At 36.9% G+C, this 16,765-nt stretch carries 17 protein-coding genes, 1 pseudogene and 1 other annotated feature; of the genes and pseudogenes, 5 read left to right on the forward strand and 13 right to left on the reverse strand.

Features of this window, described 5'->3' with window-relative positions; all coding sequences use genetic code 11:
* Positions 1-27: 27 nt before the first annotated feature.
* From dacB to ACX9YW_RS01430, 4 genes are all read right to left on the reverse strand, one after another.
* Positions 28-1,467 carry a D-alanyl-D-alanine carboxypeptidase/D-alanyl-D-alanine endopeptidase gene (dacB, locus tag ACX9YW_RS01415; protein ID WP_460341258.1) on the reverse strand — a complete coding sequence of 480 codons (1,440 nt, stop codon included), beginning with the start codon at positions 1,465-1,467 and terminating at the stop codon, positions 28-30.
* 80 nt (positions 1,468-1,547) lie between these two features.
* Positions 1,548-2,387 (reverse strand): oxidoreductase, encoded by an 840-nt coding sequence (locus ACX9YW_RS01420; RefSeq protein WP_460340662.1) that lies wholly within the window; start codon positions 2,385-2,387, stop codon positions 1,548-1,550.
* Between the two features lie 10 nt (positions 2,388-2,397).
* On the reverse strand, positions 2,398-4,221 hold the full coding sequence (locus tag ACX9YW_RS01425) for a DUF2357 domain-containing protein (protein ID WP_460340665.1): 1,824 nt from the start codon (positions 4,219-4,221) through the stop codon (positions 2,398-2,400).
* Positions 4,205-6,340 carry an McrB family protein gene (locus ACX9YW_RS01430; protein ID WP_460340668.1) on the reverse strand — a complete coding sequence of 712 codons (2,136 nt, stop codon included), beginning with the start codon at positions 6,338-6,340 and terminating at the stop codon, positions 4,205-4,207. Before ACX9YW_RS01430 ends, ACX9YW_RS01425 begins: the two co-directional genes overlap by 17 nt.
* Positions 6,341-6,535: 195 nt before the next feature.
* On the opposite strand from ACX9YW_RS01430, the gene ACX9YW_RS01435 reads away from it, so the two are divergent.
* A complete protein-coding gene (locus ACX9YW_RS01435; RefSeq protein ID WP_460340671.1) occupies positions 6,536-6,679 on the forward strand; it encodes a hypothetical protein in 144 nt (47 codons plus the stop codon).
* Between the two features lie 13 nt (positions 6,680-6,692).
* Here ACX9YW_RS01435 and ACX9YW_RS01440 read toward each other — a convergent pair whose 3' ends face one another.
* The 3 genes from ACX9YW_RS01440 to ACX9YW_RS01450 all read right to left on the reverse strand — a co-directional run bounded on the left by ACX9YW_RS01440 (position 6,693) and on the right by ACX9YW_RS01450 (position 8,946).
* Entirely contained in the window at positions 6,693-6,872 is a 180-nt protein-coding gene (locus ACX9YW_RS01440) for a DUF6954 family protein (RefSeq protein WP_460340673.1), read from the reverse strand.
* 88 nt (positions 6,873-6,960) lie between these two features.
* Positions 6,961-7,554, reverse strand: coding sequence for a branched-chain amino acid aminotransferase (locus ACX9YW_RS01445; protein ID WP_460340676.1), 594 nt, complete (start codon positions 7,552-7,554; stop codon positions 6,961-6,963).
* Positions 7,555-7,575: 21 nt separating this feature from the next.
* Positions 7,576-8,946, reverse strand: coding sequence for an aldehyde dehydrogenase (locus tag ACX9YW_RS01450; RefSeq protein WP_460340679.1), 1,371 nt, complete (start codon positions 8,944-8,946; stop codon positions 7,576-7,578).
* A 95-nt stretch (positions 8,947-9,041) separates the two neighbouring features.
* Here ACX9YW_RS01450 and ACX9YW_RS01455 point away from each other — a divergent pair, with 95 nt between their 5' ends.
* A complete protein-coding gene (locus ACX9YW_RS01455; RefSeq protein ID WP_460340682.1) occupies positions 9,042-10,040 on the forward strand; it encodes a DMT family transporter in 999 nt (332 codons plus the stop codon).
* Positions 10,041-10,525: 485 nt separating this feature from the next.
* Here ACX9YW_RS01455 and ACX9YW_RS01460 read toward each other — a convergent pair.
* From ACX9YW_RS01460 to ACX9YW_RS01475, 4 genes and pseudogenes are all read right to left on the reverse strand, one after another.
* A pseudogene (locus ACX9YW_RS01460) lies at positions 10,526-11,088 on the reverse strand (GNAT family N-acetyltransferase).
* Positions 11,085-11,798 (reverse strand): aspartate/glutamate racemase family protein, encoded by a 714-nt coding sequence (locus ACX9YW_RS01465; protein ID WP_460340684.1) that lies wholly within the window; start codon positions 11,796-11,798, stop codon positions 11,085-11,087. The pseudogene ACX9YW_RS01460 and the gene ACX9YW_RS01465 overlap by 4 nt, the downstream one beginning before the upstream one ends.
* A gap of 267 nt (positions 11,799-12,065) precedes the next feature.
* Complete coding sequence (locus ACX9YW_RS01470; RefSeq protein WP_460340686.1) at positions 12,066-13,256, reverse strand: SLC45 family MFS transporter; 1,191 nt, start codon at positions 13,254-13,256, stop codon at positions 12,066-12,068.
* Positions 13,257-13,353: 97 nt separating this feature from the next.
* A complete protein-coding gene (locus ACX9YW_RS01475) occupies positions 13,354-13,806 on the reverse strand; it encodes a GNAT family N-acetyltransferase (RefSeq protein ID WP_460340689.1) in 453 nt (150 codons plus the stop codon).
* 230 nt (positions 13,807-14,036) lie between these two features.
* Between ACX9YW_RS01475 and ACX9YW_RS01480 the strand changes: the two genes are divergently transcribed.
* A complete protein-coding gene (locus ACX9YW_RS01480) occupies positions 14,037-14,243 on the forward strand; it encodes a zinc ribbon domain-containing protein (protein WP_460340692.1) in 207 nt (68 codons plus the stop codon).
* A 105-nt stretch (positions 14,244-14,348) separates the two neighbouring features.
* Positions 14,349-14,492: a hypothetical protein gene (locus ACX9YW_RS01485; RefSeq protein ID WP_460340695.1), complete on the forward strand. Its 144-nt coding sequence runs from the start codon at positions 14,349-14,351 to the stop codon at positions 14,490-14,492.
* Between the two features lie 115 nt (positions 14,493-14,607).
* On the opposite strand, the gene ACX9YW_RS01490 is transcribed toward ACX9YW_RS01485, so the two are convergent.
* Positions 14,608-15,606 carry a tryptophan--tRNA ligase gene (locus ACX9YW_RS01490; protein WP_460340698.1) on the reverse strand — a complete coding sequence of 333 codons (999 nt, stop codon included), beginning with the start codon at positions 15,604-15,606 and terminating at the stop codon, positions 14,608-14,610.
* A 51-nt stretch (positions 15,607-15,657) separates the two neighbouring features.
* Positions 15,658-15,902: a binding site (T-box leader), on the reverse strand.
* Positions 15,903-16,028: 126 nt separating this feature from the next.
* On the opposite strand from ACX9YW_RS01490, the gene ACX9YW_RS01495 reads away from it, so the two are divergent.
* Complete coding sequence (locus ACX9YW_RS01495) at positions 16,029-16,415, forward strand: VOC family protein (protein ID WP_460340701.1); 387 nt, start codon at positions 16,029-16,031, stop codon at positions 16,413-16,415.
* Between the two features lie 9 nt (positions 16,416-16,424).
* Here ACX9YW_RS01495 and ACX9YW_RS01500 read toward each other — a convergent pair whose 3' ends face one another.
* Positions 16,425-16,691 carry a hypothetical protein gene (locus ACX9YW_RS01500; protein WP_460340704.1) on the reverse strand — a complete coding sequence of 89 codons (267 nt, stop codon included), beginning with the start codon at positions 16,689-16,691 and terminating at the stop codon, positions 16,425-16,427.
* Positions 16,692-16,765: the final 74 nt, after the last annotated feature.

Genomic DNA, 16,765 nt, shown 5'->3' on the forward strand with positions numbered 1-16,765 from the left:
AAGTAAAGGCACTAGACCCTTACTTCATCAAAAATTAATTAAAATTTCTGCCATTTTATCTTCAAGTCGTTTTCCTTTTTCCTCATCCAGAAGGTTATTAAGGATAATCGTAAATATCAATGTACCGCTATTTTTCGATTCTATATATCCTGAAAGCGAGCTAACCGATGTTAATGTACCTGTTTTGGCTCGAATTTTCCCCGCCAAATCGGGTTGGTTCATTCGATATCGAAGTGATCCACCTACCAGCTTTTCTTTCTGCCCACTGACTGGTAAAGAATTAAAAAAAACAGGAAACCAATGATTCTTTTGGATGTTATATAATAATCTGGATAGTTCATTTGCTGGTATTAGGTTGATGTGGGATATTCCAGAGCCATCACGAAGTAGAAGATTTTCGGTATGCACACCCATTTCCCTTAATTCCTCGTTTAAAACCTCCAGCCCCATATCCCAAGAACCTTCTCCTTTCACCACTTTCCCTATCTCTTTAATCAACATCTCTGCATGGGTATTATTGCTTAATTTCATAAATGGCACAAGAATTTTTGATAAAGGCATTGAGTGATGGGTAATTAAGACGGTAGCTGATTTGGGAGTATTACCTTGTATTACCCTTCCGTGTACCGTAATTCCCTTTTCCCATAAGCTTTCCTGAAACAGTGTTGCCGCGTACATTGTAGGATTCCAAACAGACACCCATTCCTTTATTAATTTATTCCCTTTTGGAATAGTGCCCCAATAATGAATCACATTTTTACCATGTAGACGGTCCATAGTCATTTTCGAAGAAGCTTTTTCATCAACCGTTTTTGTTTGGTTAATGACAGTAATAAAATTCGTTTTAGGCGCTAGCTGGATATTAGCGCGATGTCCGACTTTTTTTCCAGGAGTTATTTCAACTCTTACCGTCCCCCCATCAAAATCCTCATCTGGAGAAACAGTTAGGGCTGAAATCCCAGCCCCATAATAGGCCTGTTCATCGGACCATGGTAAATCAATAGAATGCCGGACTGAATCATACCAAGAGTCATCACCCACAACGTTCCCGTGAATTTCCGTAATCCCTTTTTGGGTAAGTTGATTGGCGAATTTTTCGAAATCAGCCTTAAGCAAGGTGGGGTCGCCATAGCCTTTTAAAAAAAGATTACCTATCAGCATATTTCCAACTATCGCGCCATCGGTAAGGACTTCTGTCTTAAATGTATAGTTTTCTCCAAGGACCGATAAAGCAGCGGCTGCCGTAAATAGCTTTAGGTTCGAGGCGGGTCTTAATCGAAGATTTGCCTGGTGTTGAAATACAATCTCCCCTGTACTTGCAGAACGAACGCTCATTCCCACTATCGAACCGTTTAAATTCGGGTCTTGATGGAAAAGTTGGTTAAGTTGTTGCTTAGGTGTAGCCACAGCACTTTCTTGAAAGTAAACAACACTGCCTAATAATGCCATCATCATCATGATAGCCATCCTTAAAAAAGCCAATCCCAAATCCTCCCATCGGAACTTCTGTCCAATAGTTTATGGAGAATTTGGGAAACTACTCATTTTCACGTTAGTCGTTTTAGAAAAAGCTTTTCCCACGATTTCCATGAGAGGATGTTTTTCAAAAAAAGGCTTAAACTCACACCTTTACCCATCGTATAGCGCATGTTAGGATTTGGGTCAAGAGCAATCTCAGCCACCTTTTTCGCTACTTCAGATGGATCGCCAAATTGACTTTCTCCCTTTTTAATATAGGTTTCAATTTTGTTCATATAGGTAAAATAGGGTGAATCTTCACTTAATGACTTTTTTGTAACCTGTTTTCCAGTGGACCAGATGTTTGTTTTATAGGAGCCTGGTTCAACGAGGGAAACATGCACACCAAACGGCTTAACCTCAAGTCTTAACGATTCACTAAATCCTTCGACGGCATGCTTAGAAGCTGTATAGGGTGACAGTCCTGGGAAACCGATGATTCCACTGATACTACTCATATTGATGATTTTTCCACTTCTTTGTTCTCTCATAAATGGCAGGCAAATTTGGGTAACCATGATTAAACCAAATACATTAGTATCAAATTGTGTGCGATATTCAGCAATCGGAATTTCTTCCACAAATCCCGCTCCAGCAAATCCAGCATTATTAACTAATACATCAACACGACCAATTTGGCCAAGCTTCTCTTTAAAACGTTCAACAGACTCTTCAGAAGATACATCTAGTTCTTCAATTCTAATACGGTCTCGATAGCCTAATGTAGTAGCTTCCTTTAACAGAATTTCACTTTTTTCTATGTCCCTCATTGTTCCAATTACTAGGAAGCCCTGTTTCGCTAATTCTAGCGAAATAAATAAGCCAAAACCACTTGATGCACCTGTAACAATAGCCGTCTTATAATCCATAATCACACTCCTATTTGAAAACCAATGAATTGTTCCGCTCGATAATAAATGAGATGATATTTTTAAGTTCCGTTACTAAGTGATAATTATTTAATGATGGGGTTAATTCTACTAAGCGAACACCATGATCTTTGAAAAATTTCGTTTCAGAAAATCCGTGACGATTCGGATATATCGCCCAAACCTCGCGAACTGGCCTTATCGATTCTCGCAAATATTCGTTTAGAGTGTCAGCAAATAAATGCTGAGAACGGCAGTTAAATGCATAACTAACTAATTGTTTCATTGTTTTCGTAGGTTGATTCGACTGAATTAACGCAGTATCCCATATCGCTTGTTTCGGACGATACTTCATATCAAATAGTAAACTACCAATATAGGTTGAGCCTTTATAAAAATCTAACCGACCATCAGGACAATTATTCGTTCCGTTCGTAAAAATAGGTAAATGTTCAGAACATGTCCCTTCACTTTGGGAAGGTAGTTTCCCTTCGTAAATTAATTTGATCCTCAAATCTTCTTTTTCAAAGGTAATAGTCGTTTCACTTGGGATCGTAGGGATAATAATATTTTCAATACTCGCATTTTGATCATACAGCCAGCCTTTTACTGGGTTAAATCCAAGTTCTTCATGCTGTAAAGCTTTGATAAATTGGAGAAATCCCCACATCTCGTACAACCGGTCGGTACGTTTCCATTGATAGGAGTAGGTTTTGTCGAAAGCAATTTCAAAGGAATCCCTTTTCAACTCCTGTTCCACTTTATACAGAACACGATAGCGAATATCGGTAATCATTTTTTGTGGAATGATCGAGTCACGAACACTTGAGATTTTACTATACCAAGGAGCAGTTTTGAATAAATTGAATGCCCCTTTCATTTTGTTCGCCTTTATTATATACTCCCTTAATTCCTCAATTGCCTTTGTTTTTTGTTCCAATAGCTCATTCTGATTACTAGATGAGGAACGTAATTCTTCCTGTTCGCTATCAAGTTGCTTTATAAAAAATTCAATAGAATCGATAAATTCGTCAAGTTTGGATGAGATTGTACGAATAATTTTCTTTAGATACCGATTTTCAGGAAGATCATAATGAATCATTTGTGATGGTGTTTTAATTAAATCCTTTGATTCCGGATGTTGGACCCGATGGCGAATCGTAATCTCATCCATTACTCGCCATTTTTCCTTTTGAACCAAATGGTATTTCTTTTTCATACTATAATTTAACTTTCGATATAAATCAGTAATCGCTGCCATGATCGTCGGGAACCGATGGGCAATAATCATAAACTGACGTAACCTTGAAGTAGAAACTTGATTTAAAGTTTCGCTTTTGTTTTTCTGAATAAAATCATTCGCTATTTCACGAAGCTCCTTCTCAACTTCCTCTTTCATGTACTCCCATTGATCTTTACTTAATTGCTTAGGGATAATTTTAACCCACGTATAGTAGTAAATACCAAATACAAAAACCTTTACTTGATAAATACCCGGAATATATGGGTACGATTCCCCCCGATCTATTTCGTAAAAAACCACAGGTGAAAGGGAAGGGGTGAGAAATACCTCACCACCGTTTTTGTCTTCTTTGACCAATCTTTCTGGCAGGGTATCTAAGCCATCCATATAGAACCTTGCTGACAGATCCTGTGATGAAAAAAATACAGATAATGGGAAGTTTTCCGGAATTTCCATTGCCGTTAATCTTCCTATTTGATATAGATCGTCCTTTGTTGTGTAAAAAAATGGAGCTTCGATAACCACTTCCCTATTTCGATGCCTATAGGTGAATGATAGTTGAAATGGGACCTCTTTATATGGTATAGCCATTTTGTTTCAACTCTCTTGCTTTATTCAGTAATACTTTTCTAGTGCGACAATAATGAGACAAATGGCTGTATTTCATTAACAAATCGAGTAGTGTACTTGAACTAATATGGCCGTTGCTATTTTCATAATTACCGATTAATTGATGAAGTTGGTCTTCTGAACCCCGAATCTTGGTCAAAATTCGTTGGACAATTTGAATATCAAAAGCATCCTCACGGGTAATTGAGATATGGTCGGGTAAGTTTTTTAAGTAAGCATCGATCTGTCGAACAATTCTTTGCCCAATACCCATTTGTTTATTAACCTTTTGTAATTCACAATGTAGCTCCCATAAAAACTCTAACTCATCGGGAACTAATTCAAGACTGCGATTTTTATTTTTAAATAAATCAAATGTTTCGTAATTGATAACTTGATCACGAGAATGAACAACCTTCTTTTTTTCCCCAAGGTCTACCAAATGAGCAAAAGGTAGTATTTCTAGTTGAATCACATTTGCACGGTCAAGCACTTTATCGGAAAAATGATAAGTTGATTCATCCAAATTGACAGTACCAACAAACATTACATTATCTTTAATCGTAATCGTAGGTGGATATTGAGCTGAATTGTATAAACGATTTGCCAGCTCATCGTTATATAATCGAAGCAAACGTCTTCCCGGCTCCATTTCTAAAATCGATAGAAATTGTGAAAAATAGTGCTCAACCCTTGCTAAATTCATCTCATCAAAACAAAGAATAAATAGCTTGTCCTCATCCTTTTCGGCTTGCTTTAAAGCATTGATCAATCCTGAGTCTCCAGGACGATAGACCATGTGGAGTGTATCTGCATAACCTATTAAATCAGCATCATCGGTCCAAGCAGGGCGAACAGGAATAAACGTAAATTGATCGGAATATAGACCTAAGGCACGGCTATATGCATGAACTAACTTCGATTTTCCCGTTCCACTCATGCCCGCTAATAACACTAGATTTGAAGACTTCATTGCCGTATGGAAATTAATCAGATCCTTTTCAGCATAAAGAAGTCCAAGCTCTTGGGTTGTTGCGATAAAATGTTCAATAAAGCGATTTTCAGAAATATCTTGCTGTTCTATTGCATTTTGAATAACTGACTGCACAGGCGTTATTGGTAAAACCGCAACAGTTGCTTGTGAGTCCATGTTTTCTTTAGGATCTGCAATATTAGTAGAGATTTGGATTGGTTCAGCCTTCTCCATCATATCAGTTAAATATTGATTTTCTTTTATAGTTTGATCCATGATAAAACTTTGCTTTTCTTGCTGAGGTTGATGATTCTTTAAGTGCTGATTAGTAGTGAGTAATTTAGCATTTAAATGAGAAATTTTTGCATTTTTATCTTGTATGTCTTTGTCTTTTTCTTCAATCGTACTAGTGAAATTCTTCATTATTTCATCAGCTTTTAATAGCTGATTTTCTTTTGTGGTCAGTTCTAGCTGTATGGAAGTTTTAGTTTTCATCCATTCTTTTTTTTCTTCTTTCCATTTACGTTTTGCAGAATAGTATTCTAATTCGAGAGATTGATATTTTGTTTGCCACTCGTTATTTTTCGCTTCTGATTTTAAAAGTTTCTTTTCAACTGATTTAAGGACATTTCGTGTATGATCAAATTCCTTTTGCAGATTCTTTTTTTCTTCCGTTTCCTGATTAGAGTCGATCTTTTTTCTGTCTTGGTGAACTCTGTCTGGATTTATTTGTTTTTCTTGTATTGAAATTTGTTTCTCAAACTCAATGGCTAAGTTAATATGATTTGGATTTGTGCTAGAATGGAGCGAACCAAGGATTTCAAAAAGTGCAGCACCCTTTTCAAAGCTTTCCATCAACTGCTCATTATTCATCGATCGGTAATCTACAACTTCATCCTCCTCTACCTCTAAGGAAGTAAGTTCTGACTTTTTATCAAATAATAAGCATATTCGTTCTAAATTTCCATTTTTCAACGCTTCTGCCATCAATCTTGGTTTCACTAATTTATAGTTATCCGAAGAAATTTTTCGAAAGCCTTTTAAGTGAATTTCACATGCGGCGGTTAAGCGAATAAAATCTTCGGCAGGCATCGACTCTAATATTTTTTTCCAAATCGTTTTATCCATTTTTAGACCCCCAAATCGATCTTTTTTCCTATTTGTACATATTATACTAGAGTAATTTTTATTAAATATCTATAAATTCTGCAAATTCATTTCATTTTCCAGCAAAATTTTTAACAAATATTCCATTTTTGGAATAACAAATAAAATAGGGATAAGCTATGCAAAAAGATGCAATTTTACATGAGGGGGGTAGTTATGAAAGATGTCGAGAAAGATATTAGTAATGGCCTAAATCAAATTTTTGAAATCATAAATGCCAAAGGCGATGTCGAGGAAATCGAAAGTATAAACAAAGATTATGAAAAAAAGAAGATTAATAATAAAAACCCATCGGATTAGATGGGTTTTTGATTTATAATTTTCTTCTCCAAATAACCAAAGTCAACGTAAGGGCTGCATAAATTAGTGCAACGATAATACCTGTTATTGCTCTTTCCTCATTAGAACCGTCAGCTAGTAATATGGGACCAAGTCCAAAAAAGGTTACTGCCAAATACAATATGGTGTATATAAAATAAATTAGCCATTTCATGACCATCATCCTTTTCAAATCATTTATTTATTTGACGATAATAAATAAATGAAAGTCACAAAAATAAGTAAAAATGGACTCCTGAGGGTTATTGACTATTTTCAACTGCCACTACAAGCTTAAATAGGAATGAGTATATCATTAAGTATGCTTCACCTATTGTCATTGCCTCATTAAAGCCTTCCAAACCACCAAGATCAAAATTAAGATCCCACAGCCCTTCATTTGCATGAAACATTAGATCAAAACGAGCCTCTTCACCAATTAATTGATTTTGTAAATAGCTTTTCATAGCGCCTTCATATTTCTTTTGCAACTTCAACCCGAGCATCACATCATATGAACGAAAAACATCATCTACTTCTAGTGAAATAGCTTCTACTCCAATTAAATCAAACCACTTTGATTCCACGTAAATAAATTCATTAATATGTTTTCTTAGGTAGGTAATCGGCTGTTCTAAAAAATCAACCCCTTCCACTCCTAGTGACTCCTCGGTTTCTTTGTCACTTCGTTCGATATAAGCATCTGAAAACCTTAGTGCCTGATTATTTTCAATTACCGTCATCTCATCAGTAATAAATTGATGCTTTCGGGCGTACTCTTCCTCTTCCTTAAACAATTCAAGTTTCTGGTTGTCCAACATTTCCGAAATCATTTTTTTCATTTGTTTCTGCAACATGTCCAATTTCCTCCACTTACTCTATTTAATAAACCACTTAATCTTTTTTAATGCATCTTTAGTGTTAGGATACCGAAAAGGTAAATCAAACTTAGTTGTTTGTTTTAGTATGCTTTTTTCATGGGAAAATACATCGAAACTGCCCTTCCCATGATAGGCACCCATCCCACTTTCACCAACCCCGCCAAAGGGTAAATAAGGCGAACTTAAATGAAAGACCGTATCATTGATACATCCACCCCCGAATGATACACCTTCTAAGAAATAATCCTGAGCTTTTTTACTTTCTGAAAATATGTATAGGGCTAGCGGTTTTGGGCGTTGATTGATTTGCGATACCACGGAAGCTAGTTCTTCATATTCCATGATGGGCAAAATTGGGCCAAAAATTTCCTCTGTCATTATTCCATTATCCCAACTGATGTTGTCTATGACAGTAGGCTCAATCAATAACTTTTGATCGTCAAATTTTCCACCGAAAGATAGTGTCCCCTCCTGTAAAAAGTTCTTCAAGCGTTGATAATGTCGTTCACTTACTATTTTCGTAAATTGTCCTGCTCCAACAATATCTACCCCAAATAATTCTTTCACCGCATCCTTTAATTCCTGTAAAAATAGTTTCTTAATTCGACTATGAAGGAATAGATAATCTGGTGCAACACATGTTTGCCCGGCATTAATAAATTTGCCCCAGGCGATGCGTTTTGCTGCTAACTTCAAATTAGCATCTTCATGAACAATACACGGACTCTTCCCACCTAGTTCTAGCGTGACAGGTGTGAGATGCTTTGCCGCAGCCTCCATAATGACTTTGCCAATTGGTACACTTCCAGTAAAGAAAATATAATCAAACTTTTCCTTAAGTAGAGCGGTACTTGTTTCAACTCCGCCTTCGGCAACGGCAATGTACTCTTTCGGAAAATTTTCATTGATGATTTTTGTCAATACCGCTGAAGTTTTAGGAGTTAACTCAGATGGTTTAATAATCGCACAATTCCCCGCAGCAATCGCACCGATTAAGGGGGCAATCGCTAATTGAAATGGGTAATTCCACGGGGCAATAATAAGTGCAACACCGTATGGTTCAGGAAATATATAGCCCTTTGAGCCGATACCGGTTAGATTCGTTTTGACCCGTCTAGGTTTCGCCCAACCTTTAATATACTTGATTGTAAACCGTATTTCTTCCAATATAATTCCAATTTCTGTGATAAATGAATCAAACTCACTTTTATTTAAATCTTGTTTTAACGCATCCATTAAAAGTTGCTCATTCGATTTAATAATCGTTCTCAATTTTATTAATGCATTCATACGGAAGGATAAGCTTTTCGTTTCTCCTTTGTAAAAGAAGCTCCTCTGTTGGTCGACAAGCTCATGATAATTTTCCATAAAATCCTCCATTTGGATATTGACAGTTTTTCATATAGTAATTACCGTTATATATTATAATCCTTGATATGGCAAGACTGGAAGGGAGAGCTCTAATGAAAGAGATTTTTTTAGGAATTTTAGCTTCTGTTTTCTTTGCGGTCACCTTTATATTAAATCGTTCGATGGAATTGGCCGGCGGAAGCTGGTTGTGGAGCTCCTCTTTACGTTTTATTTTTATGTTGCCATTTTTATTTGTCATTGTGCTGATGAGAAATAATTTAAAGCAAGTGCTTTGGGAAATGAAGCAGTATCCGCTCCCTTGGATCATTTGGAGCTTTTTCGGCTTTGTGTTATTTTATGCCCCACTCACCTTCGCCGCTTCCTATGGTCCTGGTTGGCTAGTCGCAGGAACTTGGCAACTAACGATTGTAGCTGGAACGCTTTTGGGTCCGTTATTCTTTGAAAAAGTTGTAGCGGGTGACGAGATTATCTTGGTTCGCCAAAAAATTCCTATGAAGGCCTTATGCATTTCATTATTAATATTAATTGGTGTTGGTCTTATTCAAATGGAAAAGGCTAGTACATTTTCTTGGAGGGGCATCCTCTTTGGGGTTCTCCCCGTGTTGTTGGCTGCATTTGCTTACCCATTAGGAAATCGAAAAATGATGGAGATTTGTGGTGGCCGATTAGACACATTCCAACGGGTGTTTGGGATGACTCTAGCTTCCCTGCCGTTTTGGCTTATCGTCAGTGGGGTCGGTCTTGCTCAGGTGGGTTTACCTTCAAGTGATCAAGTGCTTCAATCCTTTATAGTTGCCGTTAGTTCAGGTGTCATTGCCACGACCTTATTTTTTATTGCAACGGATCGTGTGAAGAGTCACCAAGGCAGATTAGCAGCTGTCGAAGCCACACAGTCAGCGCAGGTGCTTTTCGTTATGCTAGGGGAAGTGCTTTTATTTTCTGCACCAATACCAAATGGAATTTCCATAGTCGGGTTAATCGTAATCGTTGTTGGCATGCTTCTGCATAGCTACTTTTCTAAAAAAATGGCAAAACCTAACTCAAAATTAGTGATATCTAAGCAAATACAAGTTTCAGACCGTCAATCATAATCGAGATGTAGAGTATTATTCCCAAACTCTACTAAACGCCATAAGTTTGGGAATGACTTTGCTCATTTTATTCCCAAACTTTCCCGAACGTCATGAGTTTGAGAATGACTTTGCCTATGTTATTCCCAAACTTTCCTTAACGCCCTGTGTTTGGAGATGACTTTGCCTATGTTATTCCCAAACTTTCCTTAATGCCCTGTGTTTGAGAATGACTTTGCCCATGTTATTCCCAAACTTTCCTTAACGCCCTGTGTTTGGGAATGACTTTGACTATGTTATCCCCAAACTTTCCTTAACGCCCTGTGTTTGGGAATGACTTTGACTATGTTATTCCCAAACTTTCCTTAACGCCCTGTGTTTGGGAATGACTTTGACTATATTATTCCCAAACTTTCCTTAACGCCCTGTGTTTGGGAATGACATTAACGTTGTGATTCCCAATCCCCGCCCAACGACATGATTCTTGGCATTATCCCGATGAATTATTACTTATAAACCTTTTGTCCTTCCCATTCCTCTCTCAATATCCCCATTCGAATCGAGTCATAATACTCCCCGTTATAATATCTACACTTTCTCATTCGGCCCTCTAATTGCATACCTAGCTTTTCCGCACATCTCATCATCCTTGGATTTCCCGACCATGTCGTTAATCCAACTCTTGCAATCTCGAACTGCTGGAACAAATAATCAATCCATAATGATAGGGCTTCTGTTCCATACCCTCCGCTCCAGTGATCTGATGAAAAGATTACAATCCCAACTTCCAGCCATCTAGTTGGCTGATATTCCCAGTAATAGGTTACATCCCCGATGATTTCACCATTCACTTCAATTACCATCATCGATGGAACATCCGGTTTATTAATTTTCTTTTCCATCGACTCTTGAAACTTTTCGAGACTAATAGGTTCATGTGGAAAATAGGGTGCATCGAACTTTTTCCACTCAGGATTTTCCTTACCATATATAAGGTCATAAAGTTTTGGAATATCCTCCAAATTTGGTTTTTCAAACTAACTCTGTTCCCCGTTAAAATGATTCTCATAAACTGTCATTACCCCCATATTTCTTCAATGCTAGATTCACTGCTTCCAATGCATGAATTTCTGTTGTATCAAATAATGGCACGCTAGAATCCTCCTGATTAACCAATAGCCCAATTTCTGAACAGCCTAAAATAATCCCTTCGGCCCCTGCCTCTACAAGTTGATTGATGACCTTTCGAAAATAACCTCTCGAAGATTCGTCCATTATTCCTAAACAAAGTTCATGATAAATAACCTTATTTACCAACTCCCGTTCAAGAGTATCTGGTATCAATACTTTGATACCATTAGACTCTATACGAGATTTATAGAAATCCTCTTCCATCGTATATCTAGTACCAAGAAGTCCCACCTTTTTGATCGTTAATTTTTTGATTCTATTAGCTGTCGCATCTGCAATATGTAAAACAGGTATGTTGATTTTTTCCTCGATATCACCAACAACCTTATGCATCGTATTCGTACAAATAATAATAAAGTCGGCCCCTGCCCTTTCTAATGACAAAGCAACCTCAGCTAACCGATTACCAGCCCGCTCCCATTCACCATTAGCCTGATAACGCTCGATTTCATCAAAGTCCACACTATAGAGTAGACATTTCGCTGAATGCAAACCACCTAATCTCTTTTTTACTTCCTCATTAATTATTCGATAATACAGTGCTGAAGATTCCCAACTCATTCCACCAATTAAACCTATCGTTTTCATAAAACTCCTCCTCATCTACCTTAGATAAAACATAACGTAAAATGAATTTCTCCTTAAAATTTCCAAATATAAGTGATCGTTTCAGCTTGAATTTGTATCATTAGCTTAAATAAATTGCTCATCTTACCTCTTTGATAGTAATGTTATTGGACATTTTTACTTTAAATCCTTTTATTCACTCTATATTTTCTTGGATAGAGAATCAGTAATGCTTGTACAACCGAAAAAAGCAAACAGAGACAAGGAATATATGCACTTGTCTCTTTATTAACTTTTTAAATTCATTGTATTAAATTGACGATTCCCCACTGGTTGAACCTTCATCATGCATAACAAGGCAAAGACCATACTTATGGCCGCTGCAAAAAATAAAGCGCCAAATCCCCAAAAATCAATGAAAAGTCCAAGTACTGGTGGCGAGGAAATAGCCGACAAAGAAGACACCAAATAATACAGTCCTGTTCGTGTCCCAAAGCTATGTTCGCTTCCGGTAGCGATAATAAATGGATAGGCATTTATATTGATTCCCGCCCAAAACATTCCTCCAATCAAAAGAAATAGCCTTAATGTAACTACTGATTCGACCCAATATAAACCAATAAAAACAAACACAAGACCAATAATTCCAATAATAATGATTTTCTTCTCACCGAATCTTGCCCCTAATAAACCACTAGGAATAGCAAACAGAACAAAGCTAAGTGAAAAAAATGCTAATGAAAAGGCCGATGCACTTCTCGACAGACCTAACTCATTTACGCCATACAAAGTAAAAAGTGCCTCCATACCTTGGATAGCGACAAACCAAAAAAAGATTGCAGCTAATAGGAAAATAGTTGGGGAATTTAGTTCCTGTTTATAATTGTAAACCGGATTTTCAGGAACCGATTGAGGAATAGTATCGCGACGTTCATTAATATTTTTATAAATAACCAATAATGCTACAAGAAAAGTTGCAGAAACCACTAAAAAAGGTAAGGCTTCCTTTACATAAAATAAGTAAGAGCCAATACTAAACGCTAAAATCCCACCACAGCCACCCATAAAATTAATGACACCGTTTGCTTTTGTTCGCTTAGGTTCAGGTGTGATATCGGGCATTAACGCAATGGTGGGAGAACGAAAAATTGCCATCGAAAGGTTCATACACATCATGAAAATAATTAAGGTTATTAGACTTGTATGAAAAGGAATTAGTGCAAAAAATAAAGCAGCAAGTGGAATTCCAACAATCAAATAAGGCATTCTACGTCCAAATCTAGTATTGGTTCGATCACTGCGATTTCCGATGTACGGCTGAAGAAATAAGGCAAAATAGTTGTCAATCGTCATTAAAAATCCAATTAAGGCAGTGCTTTGGAGATAATCATTAAGAAAAAAAGGCACAAATCCGTTATACAAGGCCCAACCGATACTAATACTGAAGAAACCAAATCCTAGTAGCCAAGTTTTTTTCATCACAACCTCCTTTAGATGTAAAAAAAGAAGCGCTACTATTTTATGCCAACAATCAGTTCTTTTTGCCTGTTCTAATTGAATTTAAAAACCTTTTCCTTTACAAATCCAGCATCAATCGAATCATATCTCTACAGGGAATCTCATTTTCAATGATTTCCTCTTGGTAATTACGGATAAAAAAGTCCAAATCGACCCCAACAATCCGAAATCCACATTTTTGATAAAGCGCTAATTGGCCAATACTCGAATTTCCCGTACCTAGTTCTATCGTTTTGTAACCTAAATCCTTCGCTATTTGTATAGCTTTTAATACTAATTGCTTGCCAACGCCAAAACCTTGATGACTTTCAGATACCGCTACATTAACCAAATCAACAGTTAAAGGTTTTGTTGGCAACAAAACAAATACACCAATTACCTCATTATGTAATTTGGCAACATAACAATCTCCTCTTCTAATATAGTCCTCAATATGATTTCGAGAGGGATCTGCTAACAACAATAAATTCATTGGGGGATATTCATGTTTACTTAGTTTTCTGATTTCCATATTAAATCTCTCCAAATAGTGCTGTCATTTTTTTATATTCAATACCTCGCCACATTGTTTAATTGGAGAACCCAAATCTATAATATGACGAATACAACCTATGAAAAGTTTCAATTTTTACCAACTCACTTAGTCCATTAACATGTTCTTGCTAAAACATATTAAATAATGTGAAACTTTCTAAAATGATAAACGTAGATAATAGCGAATCCATTTATAGGAGTGATACCATGAGCAATAAGGGTTGTATAAAGTGTGGTCATCAAGATACAGGAACAAAGGAAGTTGCTATGACAGGAACAGGTTTGTCCAAAATGTTCGATATCCAACACAATACATTTATTGTCGTATTTTGTAAGAACTGCGGGTACTCCGAATTTTATAATAAAAAAACATCAACAGCTTCCAACATAATTGACCTGTTTTTTGGAGGCTAATCTTAATCTGTTCTCCAGGAATGAGAACGCATTTTAGTATTCATTATTAATATTGATGCATTAAACCTTCATTTTTACCCCACCTTATTAATGGGGGTGATATGAATGACCGAAAATAATCCAATTAAATACACTGGAAACGTATTAGATCAACGAAACAACCTAACCGGTCCTGATGATTCAGGTAAGGTAGACTACCCAAAACCGCCAAAACATGTCTCGATAAAAACATCAACCGAAAAGCAATAGTAAGATGGCTGCCATAATAGCAGCCATCTTTATTCTGGAATGACTTTAAAGCCACCTTTCGAAATCATTTTAAAATCCCTTTTAGATTGAATATCAGGTTTTTTATGCTTATGATCTACACATGAAACCCAATCTTTCGCTTTATCTCCCTTAAAAACGGAACGGTCATTTCCCTTGCCTTTTCAGCACCATCTAATAAAGTCTTATCCAATTGTTCTGGAGAAGCTATTAACTCCATATATTTTTGACGAGGTTCCTCAATAAAACGATCTATGACAACAAACAATTCCTTCTTAACCTCTCCCCAACCAATTCCACTCATATACTGCCGCCTCATACCTTCAACCTCCAGCGGAGTAGCAAACTCCTTATACAAAGTAAACAAAGTCGAGGAATCAGGGTCTTTTGGTGCTTCTGGTGGTAAGGAATCGGTTTTAATTTTATTGATTAACTTTTGCAAATTACCTGGCTCTTCGAATAAAGGAATCGTATTCTTATAACTCTTACTCATTTTCCTACCATCCAACCCAGGTAATACAGCTGTTTCTTCTTGAACCTGAAAATTAGGCAGTTTAAAGGTTTCTCCATAATGATGATTAAAGCTTTCCGCAATATCCCTTGCAATTTCAACATGCTGAATTTGGTCTTTACCAACTGGTACTAGATCCGATTTAAACATTAAAATGTCCGCTGCCATTAAAATCGGGTAAGTGAAAATTCCCATATTCACTCCAAAATCCAAATCGCGATTCATTTCACGATTCGTGTCAATCAAAGCCTTATAGGCATGGGCTCGATTCATTAGTCCCTTCGATGAAAAACATGCCAGGATCCAATTTAATTCAAAAATCTCAGGTATGTCAGATTGCCGATAAAAAATCACCTTAGAAGGATCAAGGCCAAGTGCTAACCAAGTTGCCGCAATTCCATAGGAAAGTTCCCTAAATTCTGCTGCATTATGAATTTTTGTTAATCCATGAAAATCAGCCACAAAGTAAACGGATTGGTAATCTGGTACCTTTGCTAGTTCCAGTGCAGGTTTAATCGCTCCAATGTAGTTCCCCAAGTGAATCTGTCCTGTCGGCTTGATTCCTGTTAAAATAATTTTTTCCATTAAAGATCCCTCCTTGTTATGCAAACACAAAAAGGGCTACTCATCCCTAACAAAAAGGACGAGTAACCCGTGGTGCCACCTTTATTCGTTTACATATGTAAACGCACTTTTTGTACGGAGGCTAACGCCTCGATACATCGCCCCTTTTAACGGTGAGACATTCCGCTAAACCTACTTTTTGTGTTCAGTCTAGAAGCTCCGAAGCCCATTCAACGATTTCCCCATGCTGATTCTCACCAACCACCAGCTCTCTGAAATGTTCCAAACCGCCTACTCTTCTTCATCATTGCAAATTTATATATCTTCAATAGTAAAATATGGATATTCAATCGTCAATAGATAAATTCAACAAATTTATCTATGCCCCTCCATTTAGTTGAAGCTTGTTTTTTGTTAATATATGGGTAGAGGAGGTGGCGGTTATGCTTCATCACGTTGAAATATATGTTTCAAATTTAGAGAAGTCTGTTCTTTTTTGGGATTGGTTATTAACGGAATTAGGATACGAACTTTACCAAAAATGGGATAAAGGTCGCAGCTGGAAATATGAAAAAACGTATCTAGTGTTTGTCCAAGCTGAAGAACGGTTTCTAGACATTCCCTATCATCGTTGTCGGGTTGGACTTAATCATCTCGCATTTCATGCAAAAACACGGGAACAAGTTGATGAGCTAACTAAAAAGCTTATTGATAAGGATGTTCGAGTTCTCTATCAAGATAAACATCCTTTTGCAGGAGGCCCCGATTACTACGCAGTCTTTTTTGAGGATCCAGACCGAATAAAAGTTGAACTAGTTGCACCAATTTAAAAAAGCGGCTTATCGGCCGCTTTTTCTCTTTTTCAAAAAGTGTATTATGGTTCCGCCAATGGTGGCACCAATCGTCATCGCTCCTAAAATCATCCCATAGACGATTTCACCTAGAACCGCCATCTCAGGTGCCGGAAATAACAAGATTTTGATTCCTATCATAATCATCGCTAAAAAAAATACGATTGCTGGAACCCATTTTGCCCATTCCGACTTCAGTTTTATAAAAAGAAAGGTGGCGCATAAACCAATTAAAAAAACAAAAAAGAAATACATATCATTTCATCCCCTCGAAAGAATATCATGCTGTCTTATATCATTAGACGAAATATTATAGAAGGTGTTACGAT

The sequence above is a fragment of the Pseudoneobacillus rhizolycopersici genome (genome assembly GCF_054786815.1).

Bases quoted from the DNA above. Each gene is read 5' to 3' on its own strand.
- dacB (WP_460341258.1), bottom strand. From the start codon at position 1,467: ATGGCTATCATGATGATGATGGCATTATTAGGCAGTGTTGTTTACTTT.
- ACX9YW_RS01420 (WP_460340662.1), bottom strand. From the start codon at position 2,387: ATGGATTATAAGACGGCTATTGTTACAGGTGCATCAAGTGGTTTTGGC.
- ACX9YW_RS01425 (WP_460340665.1), bottom strand. From the start codon at position 4,221: ATGGCTATACCATATAAAGAGGTCCCATTTCAACTATCATTCACCTAT.
- ACX9YW_RS01430 (WP_460340668.1), bottom strand. From the start codon at position 6,340: ATGGATAAAACGATTTGGAAAAAAATATTAGAGTCGATGCCTGCCGAA.
- ACX9YW_RS01435 (WP_460340671.1), top strand. From the start codon at position 6,536: ATGAAAGATGTCGAGAAAGATATTAGTAATGGCCTAAATCAAATTTTT.
- ACX9YW_RS01440 (WP_460340673.1), bottom strand. From the start codon at position 6,872: ATGAAATGGCTAATTTATTTTATATACACCATATTGTATTTGGCAGTA.
- ACX9YW_RS01445 (WP_460340676.1), bottom strand. From the start codon at position 7,554: ATGTTGCAGAAACAAATGAAAAAAATGATTTCGGAAATGTTGGACAAC.
- ACX9YW_RS01450 (WP_460340679.1), bottom strand. From the start codon at position 8,946: ATGGAAAATTATCATGAGCTTGTCGACCAACAGAGGAGCTTCTTTTAC.
- ACX9YW_RS01455 (WP_460340682.1), top strand. From the start codon at position 9,042: ATGAAAGAGATTTTTTTAGGAATTTTAGCTTCTGTTTTCTTTGCGGTC.
- ACX9YW_RS01465 (WP_460340684.1), bottom strand. From the start codon at position 11,798: ATGAAAACGATAGGTTTAATTGGTGGAATGAGTTGGGAATCTTCAGCA.
- ACX9YW_RS01470 (WP_460340686.1), bottom strand. From the start codon at position 13,256: ATGAAAAAAACTTGGCTACTAGGATTTGGTTTCTTCAGTATTAGTATC.
- ACX9YW_RS01475 (WP_460340689.1), bottom strand. From the start codon at position 13,806: ATGGAAATCAGAAAACTAAGTAAACATGAATATCCCCCAATGAATTTA.
- ACX9YW_RS01480 (WP_460340692.1), top strand. From the start codon at position 14,037: ATGAGCAATAAGGGTTGTATAAAGTGTGGTCATCAAGATACAGGAACA.
- ACX9YW_RS01485 (WP_460340695.1), top strand. From the start codon at position 14,349: ATGACCGAAAATAATCCAATTAAATACACTGGAAACGTATTAGATCAA.
- ACX9YW_RS01490 (WP_460340698.1), bottom strand. From the start codon at position 15,606: ATGGAAAAAATTATTTTAACAGGAATCAAGCCGACAGGACAGATTCAC.
- ACX9YW_RS01495 (WP_460340701.1), top strand. From the start codon at position 16,029: ATGCTTCATCACGTTGAAATATATGTTTCAAATTTAGAGAAGTCTGTT.
- ACX9YW_RS01500 (WP_460340704.1), bottom strand. From the start codon at position 16,691: ATGTATTTCTTTTTTGTTTTTTTAATTGGTTTATGCGCCACCTTTCTT.